The organism is Comamonas sp. A7-5 (genome assembly GCF_039581385.1).
GTDB classification, from domain to species: Bacteria; Pseudomonadota; Gammaproteobacteria; order Burkholderiales; family Burkholderiaceae_C; genus Comamonas; species Comamonas thiooxydans.
In genome coordinates this window covers 26,638-42,481 of the sequence record NZ_JBCPWO010000001.1, presented here as the reverse complement: position 1 = coordinate 42,481, position 15,844 = coordinate 26,638, and the positions used below count along the sequence as shown (strand labels likewise).

At 62.1% G+C, this 15,844-nt stretch carries 13 protein-coding genes; 10 read left to right on the top strand and 3 right to left on the bottom strand.

Going from position 1 to position 15,844, the window contains the following annotated elements:
* Positions 1–20: 20 nt before the first annotated feature.
* Positions 21–929: a LysR substrate-binding domain-containing protein gene (locus tag AAIL67_RS00190; protein ID WP_004340705.1), complete on the bottom strand. Its 909-nt coding sequence runs from the start codon at positions 927–929 to the stop codon at positions 21–23.
* A gap of 115 nt (positions 930–1,044) precedes the next feature.
* Here AAIL67_RS00190 and AAIL67_RS00185 point away from each other — a divergent pair, with 115 nt between their 5' ends.
* From AAIL67_RS00185 to AAIL67_RS00145, 9 genes are all read left to right on the top strand, one after another.
* Positions 1,045–2,031, top strand: a complete 987-nt coding sequence (locus AAIL67_RS00185; RefSeq protein WP_063661119.1) for a tripartite tricarboxylate transporter substrate binding protein — start codon at positions 1,045–1,047, stop codon at positions 2,029–2,031.
* Positions 2,028–3,275 carry a CaiB/BaiF CoA-transferase family protein gene (locus AAIL67_RS00180; RefSeq protein ID WP_063661120.1) on the top strand — a complete coding sequence of 416 codons (1,248 nt, stop codon included), beginning with the start codon at positions 2,028–2,030 and terminating at the stop codon, positions 3,273–3,275. The genes AAIL67_RS00185 and AAIL67_RS00180 overlap by 4 nt, the downstream gene beginning before the upstream one ends.
* Positions 3,272–4,501: a CoA transferase gene (locus tag AAIL67_RS00175; RefSeq protein ID WP_063661121.1), complete on the top strand. Its 1,230-nt coding sequence runs from the start codon at positions 3,272–3,274 to the stop codon at positions 4,499–4,501. Before AAIL67_RS00180 ends, AAIL67_RS00175 begins: the two co-directional genes overlap by 4 nt.
* Positions 4,502–4,526: 25 nt before the next feature.
* On the top strand, positions 4,527–5,036 hold the full coding sequence (locus tag AAIL67_RS00170) for a MaoC family dehydratase (RefSeq protein WP_063661122.1): 510 nt from the start codon (positions 4,527–4,529) through the stop codon (positions 5,034–5,036).
* A gap of 79 nt (positions 5,037–5,115) precedes the next feature.
* Positions 5,116–6,108 (top strand): tripartite tricarboxylate transporter substrate binding protein, encoded by a 993-nt coding sequence (locus AAIL67_RS00165; RefSeq protein WP_343483106.1) that lies wholly within the window; start codon positions 5,116–5,118, stop codon positions 6,106–6,108.
* A 14-nt stretch (positions 6,109–6,122) separates the two neighbouring features.
* Positions 6,123–7,280, top strand: coding sequence for an acyl-CoA dehydrogenase family protein (locus AAIL67_RS00160; RefSeq protein WP_034352480.1), 1,158 nt, complete (start codon positions 6,123–6,125; stop codon positions 7,278–7,280).
* A 14-nt stretch (positions 7,281–7,294) separates the two neighbouring features.
* Positions 7,295–8,332: an acyl-CoA dehydrogenase family protein gene (locus tag AAIL67_RS00155; RefSeq protein ID WP_343483105.1), complete on the top strand. Its 1,038-nt coding sequence runs from the start codon at positions 7,295–7,297 to the stop codon at positions 8,330–8,332.
* A gap of 31 nt (positions 8,333–8,363) precedes the next feature.
* Positions 8,364–9,152, top strand: a complete 789-nt coding sequence (locus AAIL67_RS00150; RefSeq protein ID WP_343483104.1) for a crotonase/enoyl-CoA hydratase family protein — start codon at positions 8,364–8,366, stop codon at positions 9,150–9,152.
* A gap of 279 nt (positions 9,153–9,431) precedes the next feature.
* Complete coding sequence (locus AAIL67_RS00145) at positions 9,432–10,982, top strand: methyl-accepting chemotaxis protein (protein ID WP_034352489.1); 1,551 nt, start codon at positions 9,432–9,434, stop codon at positions 10,980–10,982.
* Between the two features lie 183 nt (positions 10,983–11,165).
* Here the strand turns inward: AAIL67_RS00145 and AAIL67_RS00140 are convergent, their stop codons facing one another.
* Both AAIL67_RS00140 and AAIL67_RS00135 read right to left on the bottom strand, forming a co-directional pair.
* Positions 11,166–13,379, bottom strand: a complete 2,214-nt coding sequence (locus AAIL67_RS00140) for an AsmA family protein (RefSeq protein ID WP_343483103.1) — start codon at positions 13,377–13,379, stop codon at positions 11,166–11,168.
* Positions 13,380–13,658: 279 nt separating this feature from the next.
* Complete coding sequence (locus AAIL67_RS00135; protein WP_224650922.1) at positions 13,659–14,609, bottom strand: LysR family transcriptional regulator; 951 nt, start codon at positions 14,607–14,609, stop codon at positions 13,659–13,661.
* 113 nt (positions 14,610–14,722) lie between these two features.
* On the opposite strand from AAIL67_RS00135, the gene AAIL67_RS00130 reads away from it, so the two are divergent.
* On the top strand, positions 14,723–15,838 hold the full coding sequence (locus AAIL67_RS00130; RefSeq protein WP_034352497.1) for an aryl-sulfate sulfotransferase: 1,116 nt from the start codon (positions 14,723–14,725) through the stop codon (positions 15,836–15,838).
* Positions 15,839–15,844: the final 6 nt, after the last annotated feature.

The window sequence follows — 15,844 nt, the reverse complement described above, 5'->3', positions numbered from 1 at the left end:
GCGCGCTGGCCACTGCGAATTCAGGACGCTGCCGGCAGCTTGGCAAATTGCAGTGCATGTTCAATGAGCGTCTGCACTGCCCGGCTGCCCGGCGTGAGCGAATGCACCAGCGCAATGCCCACATGAAAGCCCGGAGGATTATCCAGCAGCGGCAAACACTTCACGCCGCGCGGCTGAACGAGATGCGAGACACCCGCGACCAGACCCACGCCCAGGCCGGAAGCCACCAGGCTCATGATGGTCTGCACCTGCATGGCCTCCTGGGCGATGCGCGGGGTGAAGCCCGATTGCTGGCAGCGTAGCTTGGCCAGCGCGGCGAGGCTGGGTACCGTGTCCTGCGGATACATCACAAAAGGCTCATGCGCTGCCTCGGACAGGGCAATGGCGTCGCGCTGCGCCAGGGGACTGTTGTCCGAGACGGCCAGCACGAACTCGTCCTGATCCAGCGGCGTGAGCGCGATGCGCTCATCGAGTTCGAGCACGGGGTAGCGAAGCAGGCCGGCATCGAAGCGCCGGCTTGCCAGCCCTTCCAGGATTTCGGCACTGGTCGCCTCATAGAACTCCAGTCCCACCTTGGGGTAGCGCTCGCGAAACGAGGGAATCAGGCGCGGCAGCAGTTCGTAGGTGGCCGAACCGACAAAGCCCAGCCGTATCAGGCCGCCCACGCCTTCCCTGGTATCGCGCACAGCCTGGCGACATTGCTCGGCATGAAACAGGGTGGCGCGTGCGCTCTCCAGCATGGCCTTGCCGGCAGGCGTCAGCACGACTCCGGTACTGGTTCGATCGAACAAGGCGCTGCCCAGCTCCTCTTCCAGCTTGCGAATCGAGATGGACAGCGGCGGCTGGGCCATATGCAGTTGCTCAGCGGCACGGTGAAAGTTGCCGGTTTCGGCCAGGGCAATGAACTGCTGCAGTTGCTTGAGATTCATTGATATTCAATCGATATCAGAAACGAAATTTTTAATATTAGACATTAATTTCACGCCTGCCTAAAGTGGGCTCACAAGAAAAAACACGGCAGCAATTCCGTATCAGGAGACAAACTTGAAACAAGCACGCAGATACCTGCTGGCGGCACTGCTGGGCTGCGGCCTGCTCGGCGCCGGCATGCCCTCCATGGCTCAGGCACCGGCTCAGGGCTTTCCTGCCAAGCCGATCAAGCTCATCGTGCCCTTCGGTCCGGGCAGCGGCACCGACACCTCGGCGCGCTATTTCGGGCGCAAGCTGCAGGAGCTCACGGGCCAGCCTGTGGTCGTCGAAAACAAGGCAGGAGCCAACGGCTTCATTGCCGTCAAGCAGGTGCTGTCTGCGCCCGCCGACGGCTATACCGTGTTCATCGGCAGCAATTCAACGCTGGCGGTCAATGCGGCGCTGTTCAGGCATCTGCCCTACGATCCCTTAACGGACTTTGCGCCGCTGACCATGATGATGCGCTCGCCGGCCATGCTGGCCGTCGCGCCCCAAGCGGCCTACTCCGACCTGAAGGGCCTGATCCGCCATGCCAGGGCTAACCCGGGGAAGGTGAATTTCGGGGCCGGCTCGGCAGGCTATCAGCTGATGGGCGAGCTGCTCAACGACGCTGCCAGGATCGAAACCGTGCATGTCCCGTTCAAGGGCGCAGGGGAGACCACCACGGCCGTCGCTTCAGGGACGGTGGACTACACCTTCGCTGAAGTCACGGCAGTGCAGGAGCTGGCTCGGGGAGGGCGCGTCAAGATCCTGGCGGTGGCCTCCGACAAGCGCGTGAGCACCTCCCCCGAGATCCCCACGGCCACCGAGGCCGGTCTGCCCGGATTCGAGGCCTACACCTGGGTGGGTGCCATGGTGAGCGCCAGGACACCAGCCGCCGAGACTGCCAGGCTCGCCGAGCTTTTCACCGCCATCTCGAAGATGGATGAAACCCGTGCCTTCTACGAGCGTCTGGGGGCCATGCCCATGACCGGCGGCCCGGCACAGATGCATGAATTTCAGAAGAACGAGATCGCGCTCTGGAAGCGCATCGTCGTAAAGGCCAAGGTTCCCCAGCAATGAAAGCCAATGACAGCCGGCCGGTACAGGCGCTGCAGCACATCAAGGTGCTCGATCTTTCGCGGGTATTGGCGGGCCCCTGGGCTGCACAGACCCTGGGTGATCTGGGCGCCGAGGTGATCAAGGTGGAAAGGCCCGGCAGCGGTGACGACACGCGTGCCTGGGGCCCGCCCTATGTGGCCGACCCCGAAGGTCTGCCGACGGGGGAGTCGGCCTACTATATGTGCACCAACCGTAACAAGCAGTCGATTTCCGTGGACTTCACCCGCGGCGAAGGGCAGGAGATCGTGCGTCAGCTGGCGGCCCGATGCGATGTGCTGATCGAGAACTTCAAGACTGGCGGTCTGGCGCAGTACGGGCTTGATTACGCGAGCCTCAGTGCCCTGAATCCCCGCCTTGTCTACTGCTCGGTCACGGGCTTTGGCCAGGACGGTCCCTATGCGCATCGTGCGGGCTATGACTTTCTGATTCAGGGCATGGGGGGGCTGATGAGTATTTCGGGCCACGCCGATGGCCAGCCTGGAGGCGGCCCCATGAAGGTGGGCGTGGCGCTGACCGACATCCTCACCGGGCTATATGCCAGCACGGCGATTCTGGCGGCCCTGCAGGCCCGCGAGCATACGGGGCGCGGCCAGCACATAGATCTGGCTTTGCTCGATGTCGGCGTGGCCAGCCTGGCCAACCAGAGCATGAACTATCTGTACGGGGATCAGGTGCCTCAGCGCATGGGCAACGCGCATCCGAACACGGTGCCCTACCAGGAGTTCCCGACCGAAGACGGCCACATGATTCTGGCCGTGGGCAATGACGGCCAGTTTGCCCGCTTCTGCCAGGCTGCAGGCAGGAGCGAATGGGCCGAGGACGAGCGCTTTCGGAGCAATGCGGCGCGGCTGGCCCATAGAGCCGAGCTGGTGGAAATGATCCGTCGCGTGACGCTCACGCGCAGTACCAGGGCCTGGGTGCAACTGCTTGAGCAGCATGCCGTGCCATGCGGTCCCATCAACACGGTGCGTGAGGTGTTCGAGGATCCGCAGGTCAGGGCTCGCGGCATGCAGATCGCCATGACACACCCCAAGGCGGGCCAGGTGCCGCTGGTCGCCAGCCCCATCCGTTTGTCGGACACACCGGTGACCTACCGCCATGCACCGCCCCAGCTGGGCCAGCACACACAAGAACTGCTGGAGCGCCATCTGGGTCTGTCTGCTCAGCAAATGCAGGCCTATCGGGACAGCGGAGTATTGGGATGAACAGCCAGGAATCGTTGACGCACACGCGCATCGCGTGCCAGGACCAAGCTCTGGGGGCATTGTCAGGGGTGCGGGTGCTGGACCTTTCCAGCGTGATTTTCGGCCCCATGGCCAGCCAGGTGCTGGCCGACTACGGTGCCGAGGTGATCAAGATCGAGCCGCCGGAGGGCGACTCCACGCGCCACACCGGCCCGGCGCTGGAGCCGGGCATGGCGGCCATGTTCATGGGCTCCAATCGCAGCAAGAAAAGTGTGGTGCTGAACCTCAAGCAAGAGCAGGCGCAGGCCGCGCTGCATGCGCTGTTGCAGGGCGCCGATGTGCTCATGCACAGCATGCGCCCGCAAAAGCTGGCCAGGCTCGGGCTCGATCCGGACAGTCTGCGCAAGCAATATCCGCGCCTCATCTATGTGGGCCTGCACGGTTTTGGCGAAGACGGCCCCTATGCCGGGCAGCCTGCATATGACGACGTGATCCAGGGCATGAGTGGCCTGGCCGATCTCATGCAGCGCCAGACGGGCGAGGCCCGCTATCTGCCCACGATTGCGGCCGACAAGACCTGCGCTCTGGTGGCCGCGCATGCGGTGCTGGCGGCGCTCTACCAGCGCGAGCGCAGGGGCGAGGGCAGTTATGTGGAAGTGCCCATGTACGAAACCATGGCGGGCTTCAACCTGGTGGAGCATTTCTACGGCATGCACTTCACACCCGCGCAGAGTGGCGCGGGCTATCCGCGCGTGATGGCGCCCTGGCGCAAGCCCTACAGGACGCTGGACGGCCATGTCTGCCTGATGCCTTACACCGATGCGCACTGGCGCCGTTTCTTTGCAGCCGTTGGCCAGCCCCAGCTGGCACAGGACCAGCGCTTTGCCACCCAGGCGATGCGCACCCGCCACATCGCCGAGTTGCTGGAGACGATGAGCGGCTACGTGGCGCAAAAGGACACCGCCTATTGGCTGGCCAACTGCGAACAGCTGGAGATTCCAGCCGCCCCGGTGACTCGCATGGACGATCTGCCCCATGACCCGCACTTGCAGGCCACCGGCTTTTTTGTCGAGAAGAAAGACGCGGCGATGGGGGTTGTGAGATTTCCGCGTTCGTCCGTGCGCATCAACGGCACGCAGTCAGCCATAGGCATGCCCCCGCGCCTGGGCGAGCACACACAGGCATTGCTGCGCGAGGCAGGCTGGGACGACGCGCGCATTGCGGCCTTGCAGTCGAAGGACTGCTGAACAAACAGTATGAAGCGGAGACAGAATGAGCGTGAGCAATTTGATTTCATCCACTGAAAGCCGTGCCGCAGCGCTAGCAGACACGCCGCGCATGGGCCAGGGTTTTGTCTGGCAGGACCTGCGGGTAGGTCAGCAACTGCGCACCTTTCGCCGTACGGTGACCGAGACCGATCTGGTCAACTTCATCAACACCACGGGCATGCTCGAGGCGATCTTCATCGAGGACGGCTATGACGGCGGTGCCATTCAGGGCCGCGCGGTGCCGGGCGCACTCACCTACACCTTGATCGAAGGCTTCATCCTGCAAAGCATGATCCAGGGTACGGGCCTGGCCATGCTCGAGTTGCACCAGAAGATTCTGGCTCCTGTGGTGGTGGGCGACACCATTGAGGCACTGGTCGAAGTGATCGACATCAAGCCAACGAGCAAAGGCGGTCGCGCAGTAGTGAGTTCGCGGATCGAGGTCTACAACCAGCGTCACCAGCAGGTGATGGTCTATACCGCCGTGCGCCTGCTGGCCGGCCGTGGAGCTTAGGTCCGCGCTGCCGCGGATGCCGTTGCACCGGTGCGCACTTTCCAGTGCGCCGAGATGAGAAAACTACAGGAGACACAAGATGAGTTATCGATTTTCACGTCGGTTGTCGCTGCTCGCCGTTGCCGCGCCGGCCGTTGCCGCGCTGGCCGTTTGTGGTGCGGCGCAGGCGCAGGACAACTGGCCCAGCAAGCCGATCACGCTGATCGTCCCTTTCCCGCCCGGCGGTCCCACAGACATGGTGGCGCGGGTGCTGGCGCAGCAGGTAGGCCAGCAACTGGGGCAGTCGGTCATCGTGGACAACCGGCCTGGTGCCAACGGCAACATCGGCAATGCGCTGGTGGCCAAGGCGCCGGCCGACGGCTACACCGTGCTCTACAACACTTCCTCGATTGCACTCAGTTCGTCGCTCTACAAGAAGATGAGCTATGACGTGACCAGGGATCTGCGCCCCGTGGCCTTGACGGCGGTGGTGCCACTGGGGCTTGTCGTCAATCCCAAGGTGCCTGCCAACACCGTGCAGGAGCTCGTGAATTACGCGCAGGAGCACAAAGGCAAGCTCTCCTACGGCTCGGCTGGCAACGGCAATGTCACGCACCTGGCGGCTTTTCAGGTGGTGCAGCACTACAACATGGATGCAAGTCATGTGCCTTACAAAGGCAGCGCCCCCGCCGACGTGGACCTGGTGGCTGGCCAGATCGATTTCATGACCGACACCATCAATTCGGTGGCGCCTTTCATCAAGGACGGCAGGCTCCGGCTGCTGGCCGTCAGCACGGCCGCACGGATTCCCAATTTCCCCAATGCGCCTACGCTGGCCGAAAGCGGCATGACCGGATTCGAGGCCGGAGCCTGGCAAGGCGTGATGGTGCCCGCCAAAACACCTGTTGCGGTCGTGGAGCGCCTGAATGCCGAGCTGATGAAGGCGCTCAAGGATCCGGGAGTGCTGGAGAAGCTGCGCGTGCAGGGTGCGGAGCCGCTGGGGTCTACGCCCAAAGCGTATGGCGAATACATACAGAGCGAAATCAAGCGCTGGGCAGGGGTTGTCAAAAGCACGGGCGTGTCCCTGGACTGAGAGAAAGCAAGACGATGACCATTCTCGATGGACTGAGCCTGACAGGCATCCCGCCGGAAGGCGAGGCACTGCGCGCCGAGGTGCGTGCTTTTCTGCAGGACGCGGTCAAAGACATTCCTGCGCATGTCCGTGCCAAATCCTGGAGCGGATATGACCCGGCACTCAGCCGCAAGCTGGGTGAAAAGGGCTGGATCGGCATGACCTTGCCCAAGGCTTATGGCGGAGGCGAGCGCAGCGCGTTCGCCCGCTATGTGCTGGTGGAGGAATGCCTGAACTTCGGTGCGCCGGTGGGTTCGCACTGGATTGCCGATCGTCAGAGTGCGCCGCTGATCCTCAAATATGGTACGGAAGCGCAAAAGCAGTTTTACATTCCCAGAGTCTGCCGGGGAGAGGTGTTTTTCTGTATCGGCATGAGCGAGCCCAATGCCGGCTCGGATCTGGCAAGTGTGAGGACTAGAGCGGTTCCCAACGAGCAAGGCTTCTTGCTCAATGGCCAGAAGATCTGGACCACCAACGCGCATCACTGCCAGTACATGATTGCTCTGGTGCGAACCTCCGGCAGTGCCGAGGACCGTCACAAGGGCTTGTCGCAAGTCATCGTGGACCTGACATTGCCAGGTGTGACGGTGCGTCCCATCCAGGATCTATCGGGCGACAGCCATTTCTGCGAGGTTTTTTTCGAGAATGTGCAGCTGTCGGCCGATGCGCTAATCGGTGCCGAAGGTCAGGGCTGGGAACAGGTTACCGCCGAACTCGCTTTCGAGCGCAGCGGCCCGGAGCGCCTTTTCTCCAGCATCGTGCTGTTCGATCAATGGCTGCAGTATGCACGCACGCCGCAGGGACGCACCGAGTCCGGCATGCGGCTTGCGGGCAAGGTGCTGACGCAACTGGCGCCGCTGCGCGCGATGTCGGTATCCGTGCAGCAGAAGCTGACCCAGGGAGCAAGTCCTGTTGTGGAGGCCGCACTGGTCAAGGAGCTGGGCACGACACTGGAGCAGATGATTCCGGCAGCCATTGCCGAGGAGCTGTTTGCCCGACCGGTCGAGGATGTTCCGGTGGAGCTGCTGCTGACGCTCAAATACGTCACCGAAGCTTCTCCCTCGTTTTCCTTGCGCGGTGGCACGCGTGACATTCTGCGCGGCATGATCGCCCGTGGACTGGGTTTGCGCTGATCGGAGACAAGTTCATGAGCAATAACGATTTGTTTGCAGATGCCGCGCGCAAGGTGCTGGCAGACTGGTGCACCCCTCAGGTGATTCGCGAGATCGAGAGCGCTGACAGCCGCTCAGCGGCCGTCGCCCGACTATGGCAGCAGTTGGAGGAAACCGGCCTGGCCGATGCCTTGCTGGCCGAAAAAGAGGGCGGCGCCGGTCTGGGCTTGGGTGAGATATTTGGCGTGCTGGAGCAGTGCGGAGCTCATGCCCTGTCTCTGCCTCTGGGAGAGACCATGCTGGCGCGGGCCATGCTGGCGCAGGCGGATATGGCCTGCCCGGCCGGCAGCATTGCGCTGGCGCAGGGTGCGATGCAGACAGATGGCGGTTTGCATTGCGCGCTGGTGCGAGGCGGGCAAGTCGCGGACTCGGTGCTGGTGCAAGTGCAAGAGGAAGCCGGGGTCTGGCATCTGCTGAGCGTGTCACAGGCTGGGCTTGCGCCGCACGCTATGGCGCTGGACGCGTCGCTGACCTGGTCGCCAGAGCAGTTGCGGGCCGCCGGCGTCATCCGGCCCGGGCCGCAATTCGATGCCCGGAGCCTGCAGGCCGCCGTGGTGGCCGCGCAGATGGCGGGGGCCATGCGTGACGTGTTCCAGCGTAGCTTGCACTATGCGAACGAGCGTCAGCAGTTTGGGCGTGCTATCGGGAAGTTCCAGGCGATCCAGCATCAGCTGGCAGTCATGAGCGAGCATGTGTTTGCCGCCCGCATGGCGGCTCAGCTCGGTTGCAGTGGTGACGGCATCGCGGCTGACAGATTGCGTGTGGCCGTCGCCAAGGCACGCTGCAGCGAGGCGGCTTTGGTGGTCACGGAGCTTGCGCATGCGATTCATGGTGCGATTGGCTTCACCGAGGAATATGACCTGCAGCTGTTTACCCGCAGACTGCATGCATGGCGCTGGACGGCCGGCAGCGAAGCCTATTGGCAGGCATTGGCCGGACAGGCCCTGATGTCGCACGAGGGCATGACACTGGATCTGATCCGGCGGATCACCGATGTCGAGGTTCTGGCTTGAAGCTGCTCAACAACTATGGAGACCATGGAACATGGCATTTCTGAACATTGAACGCGATGGCGGTATCTTGACCGTCACCATGAATCAGCCCGAGACACGCAATGCTCTGACCGGCAATACGGCGGTGGCCGAATTCGTGCAGCTCTGCGCAGATGTGCGCCTGGACGCCAGCGTGAAGGTGCTGATCCTGACCGGCGCCGGCTCTATTTTCAGCTCCGGCGGCAATGTCAAGGACATGAGGCGCTATTTCGATGACGCACTCACTCCCGACATGATTCGCGAGGAATACCGCCAGGGCATTCAGCAAATTCCGAATGCCCTCTACCAGCTGGATGTTCCCGTGATCTGCGCCGTCAACGGCCCGGCTATCGGCGCGGGTCTGGATCTGAGCTGCATGTGCGATATCCGGATTGCATCGGAGAATGCCACTTTTGCGGAGAGCTTTGTTCGAGTGGGCATTGTTCCTGGCGATGGCGGGGCCTGGTTGCTGCCGCGTGTGGTGGGGATGTCAAAGGCCAGCGAGATGGCTTTCACGGGAGAGGCGATCAGCGCGGGCCAGGCATTGGCCTGTGGTCTGGTGAGCCGGGTCGTGCCTCCGGGTGAATTGCTGCCGACAGCCAGGGCATTGGCGCTCAAGATTGCTGCCAATCCGGGCGGGGTGATGCGCATGACAAAGCGTTTGCTGCGCGAGGGCCAGAACGCTACGCTGGCTTCGCTGCTGGAAATATCGGCCGGGTATCAGGCAATTGCCCATAAAACGGCCGATCATCGTGAAGCCGTGACGGCCTTTGTCGAGAAGCGGGCCCCCCGCTTCTCATGAGCCGGCAGGTTTGCTTAACCAGACCAGGTAACAAAGACAGCAAGGGCGCATTTTGCGCCCTTGCTTGTTTTGGCGAAGGTAGCAGGGCCTTGCTTGCTGCGTTGATGTTTCGGGTCGGCCAATCCAGCGACGTAATCCCTTGATAATACTAATTACATTGTGTTGCGATTTGCGCTAAGCGAGTGATGCAGTAAGCGGCTTTGCCGGGTCGGCCCCATTTCATGTATCGGAGCGGCCGCTTTGCCGGCTATTTACTTTTCTATGGAATGGATGAAAGCGATGAGATTGACCAAGCTGAACATTGGTGCCCGACTGGGCCTGGGGTTCGCAGTGGTGTTGGCATTTGCCGTGGTGATCACGGTTATCGGCATCTGGCAGCTGCACTCGGTGGGCAAGGCCACGCAGCAGATGATGCAGGAGCCGCTGACCAAGGAGCGCCTGATCAGCGACTGGAACAGCAATGTCAGCGTGGCGGTGGCACGCACCACGGCCATCGCCAAGAGCAGCGACGCAAGTCTGGTGCAGTTTCTGGCGGTGGATGCGGCTGCCACTACCAAGAGCACAGCCAATGTGCTCAAGCAGATCGAGCCCCTGATCACCCAGCCTGCGGAGCGCGAGATCCTGGACAGGATCATGCAGGTGCGCAAAACCTATATTGCCAGCCGCGACAAGGTCAGTCAGCTCAAGGCCGACGGCATGGCCGAAGAGGCGGAGTCCACGCTGATCAACAGCTATGTGCCGGCCGCCCAGGGCTATCTGAAGCTGCTCGGCGAGCTGCTGAACCTGCAGCGCGCCAGCTTGGATGCCAAGGCGGCGGAGGTGGAGCAGATCGAGAGCAGCAGCAGGACGTACTTCCTGGTTCTGGCCTTGCTGGCTCTGGCCATCGGCTCTGTCAGCGCCTGGCGTCTGACGCAAGGCATCACCGCTCCGCTCAAGCATGCGGTCGGAGTGGCCCGCCGCGTGGCCGATGGTGATCTCACGGCTCAGATCCATGTGAGCAGCAGCGATGAAACCGGGCAGCTCATGCAGGCCTTGCACGATATGAATTCCAGCCTGGATAGGCTGGTGGGGCAGGTGCGTCAGGGCACGGACAGCATTGCCACAGCGTCGGGCCAGATTGCAGCGGGCAACCATGACCTGTCTGCGCGCACGGAAGAGCAGGCCAGTTCCTTGCAGCAGACCGCTGCCTCCATGGAGCAGCTCACTTCCACGGTCAAGCAAAATGCCGATAACGCCAGTCAGGCCAATCAGCTGGCGTTGTCGGCCTCCGATGTGGCTGTCAAGGGAGGCATGGTGGTGTCGCAAGTGGTGGAGACCATGGGCGCCATCAGCCAGTCTTCGCGCAAGATTTCCGACATCATCGGCGTGATCGACAGCATTGCTTTCCAGACCAACATCCTGGCGCTGAACGCGGCCGTGGAAGCGGCCCGTGCCGGCGAACAGGGCCGCGGTTTTGCCGTCGTGGCATCGGAGGTGCGCTCGCTGGCTGGCCGCAGCGCTGAAGCGGCCAAGGAAATCAAGCAGCTGATTCAGGCCTCGGTCACCAAGGTCGAGGAGGGCAGTGCGCAGGTCAGCCAGGCCGGTCAGACCATGGATGAAATCGTCAGCAGCGTGCAGCGCGTGACGGACATCATGGGTGAGATCACCGCCGCCAGCCATGAGCAGACCAGCGGCATCGAGCAGATCAACCGCGCGGTGGCCGAGATGGATCTGGTGACCCAGCAGAATGCCGCCCTTGTGGAAGAGTCCACCGCTGCTGCGCAATCCATGCAGCAGCAGACCAGCGACCTGTCGCAGATGGTCAGCATCTTCCGCCTCAAGAGCGCCTGATTCCGTGACGCTGCCGCAGTCCAGGCTGAAGGGCTTGCGGTTGCCGCTTTTGCTTTGCTGACCTCCGAGACATGAAATAGGGTGTGAGGCACCTCCGCCATATTCCGTCCGAGCGGCTGCCTGCATTCTTTGCAGTGTGCCAGGACTCGATGCTGAGATCGGGCTATGAGCAGCTTGCCCGTATTAGCGATTGCGTACTTGAGTCAGCAACTGCTTGCAGTCCACATCGTCGTCAGCGGCAGGCACGGTCAGCGGCACCACTGCCAGTGCCGCTGGCGCAAAAACGGCAGCAGCCACTGCAGCGCCGGCACGGGCTGCCAGGGGGCCTGGCTCCAGGCCCACATCGGGCTTGGCAAAGCTGCCGCGCACATAAAGTGGCGTGCGCAACGAAAAGAACTTCCACTTCAGCGATTCGGGGACGATGCGCAGATTGAGCTGTTCCTGCGCCAGATTGATCTGGCCTGTGGCCTCGACAACGGCTTCTGTGGTGGCCAGCTTGGCCATGCGTGGGCGGGCAATGCCTTGTTGCACATTGAAGTCGGCCACGGCACAGCGCAGCTGAACTTCCTTGTCGCTGCCAAACAGCTTGGCGATGACAATGGAGCCTACGTTCAGCCCCGCGAGGTCCAGCAGTTGCGAGCTGAAAGTGCCGTCGCGTACAAACAGGCGTAGCGAGCCATTGCCCGTGCCCAGCCACTGTGCCAGTGACTCGCCCTGTCCGGTGAGCGCGACTGCGCCATCGAGCCGGCCCAGGCTTTTCTTCATCTTTTCAATCGTAGGAAACAGCGCGGAGAGCTTGAGCGACTGCACCTGTGCGTTGAGTTTGGCAGCAACGGGCTTGGCATGGCTGTCCACGGTGGCATCGATATTCAGCGTGCCTTCGGCGAGGCCGAACTTCAGTGGCGAGAGGGTGAGTCTGCCGTTGTCCAGCAGCGCATGCACGCTGAGGTCTTGCAGGGGCAGAGCTTCGGGCCGCAGGATATGGCTGCTTTCATAACGCAGGTCGAGATCCATCTTGTCCCAGTTCTCGGTCTGGAACCGAACCTGCGGCAGTACCTTGCCGTTGACGGGCTGGGGCTTGTCGGGGCTACCGGACGGGGCTGCGCCTATGACCGGCCCCAGATCCACCAGTCGCAGTTGTTTGGAGTGCAGCTGTGCCGTCAGCTTTGGCCGAGGCTGGGCGGAGCGGTATTGGAGATCGCCGCGCAAATCGCTCTGACCTAGCTTGCCCTGAAACTTTTCGTACTGCCAGACGGCCTTGCCCGGCGCTAGGCTGCCGATCAGACGGCCGCTGGTCTCGAACGACGGAGTGGCGGGCAGCAGCAGGCCGCTGAGCTCGAACAGGTCGGCCATGCTCTTGCCGCGTACCTGAACTTGAAAGTCCAGTCCGTCCAGTGTCTTGGGATTGTCGAGAATCCCCTCGGCAAACGCTTGTAGGCTGCCGGCCTTGGCCGATATGCGCAGCGGAAAGCGCAGCCTGTCCTGGCGTAGATCCAGTACCGGTCCCGCCAGACCCTGGGCCCGAATCTGCGTGCGGGTCTTGCCTTGATGCAGATAGCCAGCGAGGCCGAAGCGCACACCATAAGGTTGATCGGCGCTGACCGGTCTGCGCAGCGTGTCGATACGGGCGCGCACGGCCATGTTCTTGACGGCGTCGGACCAGCCCAGAACGCCGTCGCTGATGCGCAACTGGCCTATTTCAAAACTCCACTTCGGGCCGCTGCTTGAGGGCTTGTCAAATGTCCAGTTGTTCTCGCCCTTGTCGTTGCGGGCCAGCACCATATCCGGAGCCTGCAACAGCAAGGAGTCGAGTTGTACATGGCGCGCCAATAGTGGCCAAAGGCGCAGGCTGGCCGTGGCATTTGCTGCGGTGATCATGGTGCGAGCATCGCGTTCGGGCGGTTGCCGGCCGGCATCGGCTATGGCGTCGTCGTCATCTACGCTCGTCTTTTTCTCGTTCGCTACCTGGCCTTGCTCGGGCAGGCGACCGGTGTTGAGCTCCTTGGGCGTCGCAGGCAATACCGGCTGTTTGTCATCGGCTTTTTCAGGTGCCTGCCGAACCAGCCAGCCCTGGGGCTGCGAAAGTGTCAGATCGCTGGCATGCAGCACCACTCCGGGCACCCAGTGGCGCCAGCCGGTATCGAGGGGCTGTGGCCAGGTCCATTGCAGCTGCAGGTCACCATTGATGGCAAAGTCGCGGCCCGCGAAAGTGCTGACTTTTTCATTGATCCATGGCCTGAGCTTGTTCCAGTCCATGAAGGCAATCAGCAGTGCCGCAGCCAGAATCAAGGCCAGCAGCAGTGCCATAGCAATGGCCGCCCAGCGCAGCCAGTGGCGCGTCAGGCGCTGATGTGCACGAGTGGAATCAGGGGCTGAAGTACTGGTGGTGTCGACCATGGCTGTTGCATCCTTTTTGCCACATGCTATTACGCATAGGTGAAATGCCTCGTCATCCAATTGCCTGATGCAGGTTTGCCCGCATGTGATCAGCTCAGACTCCGCGACCGATCCGGGATACGGTGTGGCAGTCTGAAGTCTGCTGGAGTCAAGAGTGCAAGCATCTGCAGCAAAGGCTGCGGCGCTTCATGAAGTGCTGCGAAGTGCTGCGCCATTGCGCAAAGGCACCCTCGGCGTTGAGGCGCCTGTGAGTCTCCGATGCTTGCCGATCCTGTGCGGTCAAACGGCAAGATTGCCGATGGACCAGGAAACACCGGTATCGAAGTTCGCCTTCAACTCGTCCGCTGCATGCTCCAGCTCGGTCAGAAACATTTCCATTGCGGCTGCCATCGCATAGCCGGTGCGCTGATAAGCACAGCTGTGCAGTAGCGAACCTGCATCGTGCAACGCACGCCAACTCAGACGCTCAGCGGCCATGTCTTCCGCCACATTGTCCGGCAGCATGAAGGCCAGTGCCTGGCCGCTTGCCACCAGGCGCCGGGCCATGGGGATGCTGCTGGTCTCCACCAGCGGCTGGATCCGGCTCAGCGCACCGTCGCCCAGACGCTCGAGCATGCTGCGCAACTCCATGTCGGGAGTCATCATGATCAGCGGATAGGCCAGGCAGTCACGAAGACGCAGCAGTCGCGGACGCATTCGCAGAGGGTGATCCGGAGCCATCACCACGCCCAGGGGCTGTGCCCAGGAGTGCATCTCCTCGACACCGGCAGGAGGTGTTCGGCGCAGGCAGTAGGCCACATCGATCTCGCCCTGAGCCACATGGCGCAGCAGCTCTTCACCGATTCCGGCACGCACGCTGAAGGTGATATCGGGATAGCGTTGATGCATTGCCGCAATCACCTGAGGCACGAGGTATTCGGCCGTCGCGTGGGGAACACCCACGCTTACATGCCCATGTCGCAAGGCATTCAGATCTTCGACCTGGGCCAGGGCATTGTCAAAGTCTCGCTGACTGCGCCTGACTGCTGCCAGCACGATCTCGCCCGCCACCGTCAGCTGCATGCCTCTGGGCAACCGGTCGAACAGAGGCTGACCGACCTGCGCTTCGAGATTGAGGATCTGCTGGTTGACCGCTGCGGCGGTCAGGTGCAGCGTCGCCGAGGCCTTTCGCACCGAGCCTCGGCGCGCCACCTCGTCAAAGCATCGAAAGGCCTGTGAAATCGCTGGCATGGGCTGAGTGTAAAGTTTTTTCTGACATCTATTAAAAAACAATCAGCTATTCCTGACGCTCTTGAACTTCTAGAGTGGCAGCCATCAATCCCTTCTGTCACAGAAAGAACCCCATGGCTACCACCGTTGACCAGGTCACTCAACGCCGACGCGGCACAGGCCTTATTGCTCATGACAGCACTCTCAGCGCTGGCGGCTACACATTGATCGCCCCCCAGACGGCCGATGGGCATGTCTACCTCATAGATATCCACGGTCAGGTGGCGCATGAGTGGAAGCTGCCCGTGCGCGCCGGCCGCCACGCCGTCATCCTGCCTAACGGCAATCTCGGCTACAACGGCAACCATCGTGAATCGCCTGATCTTTACGCACCCTGGTCCATGTGGCATGGCGGTGATTTCTACGAGGTCAGGCCCGACGGGGAGGTGGTCTGGCGCTATGAAGACCCGACACACCACCATGACGCACAGTGGTTGCCCAACGGTCATCTGCTCTATGCAGCCTGTGCCCCTGTTCCACAGGGCTTTGCCGAACGGGTGCCCGGCGGCACCTCCCTTGCTGCTGACGAGCTGATGTACGGCGATGTGATCCGGGAAGTGGACCGCACAGGTCGATTGGTCTGGGAATGGAAGGCCTGGGAGCATCTGGAGCCTGAGGACTTTCCCATTCACCCAGGCTTCGGCCGCTATCACTGGCCCCTGGTCAACGGCCTCGGGATGGCGGCCGATGGAACAGTGCTCATGAGTCTGCGCACGACCTCGGGAATCATTGGCGTGGACAAGGCCAGCGGCAGGGTGAAGCTGCATATCCCACCTTCGGTGGTCTCGCACCAGCATGCTCCGGTTGCGCTGGCAAACGGCCATGTCCTGACCTTTGACAACGGCAACTTCCGCCAGGGAGCCCATGTGGCTTTCTCGCGTGTGCTGGAGATAGATCCTGTTTCCCACGAGATCGCGTGGAGCTACCAGGACGAGATGGTCAACGCCTTCTACACCGCCTTCATGGGCAGCGCGCAACGTTTGTGGAACGGCAACACGCACATCACGGAGTCGGCCACGGGGCGATTGTTTGAGGTGACGCCGCAGGGCGAGCTGGTATGGGAATTCATTCTGCCCTGGTTTGGCGAGTACCCCGATGCCGCTGCACGCCGCACAGGCCCGGGGCGCTTGAACACGGTGTTCCAGACATGGCGCTACCAGGCAGAGCAACTGCCTTGGCTGCCCCGCTGAGCCATT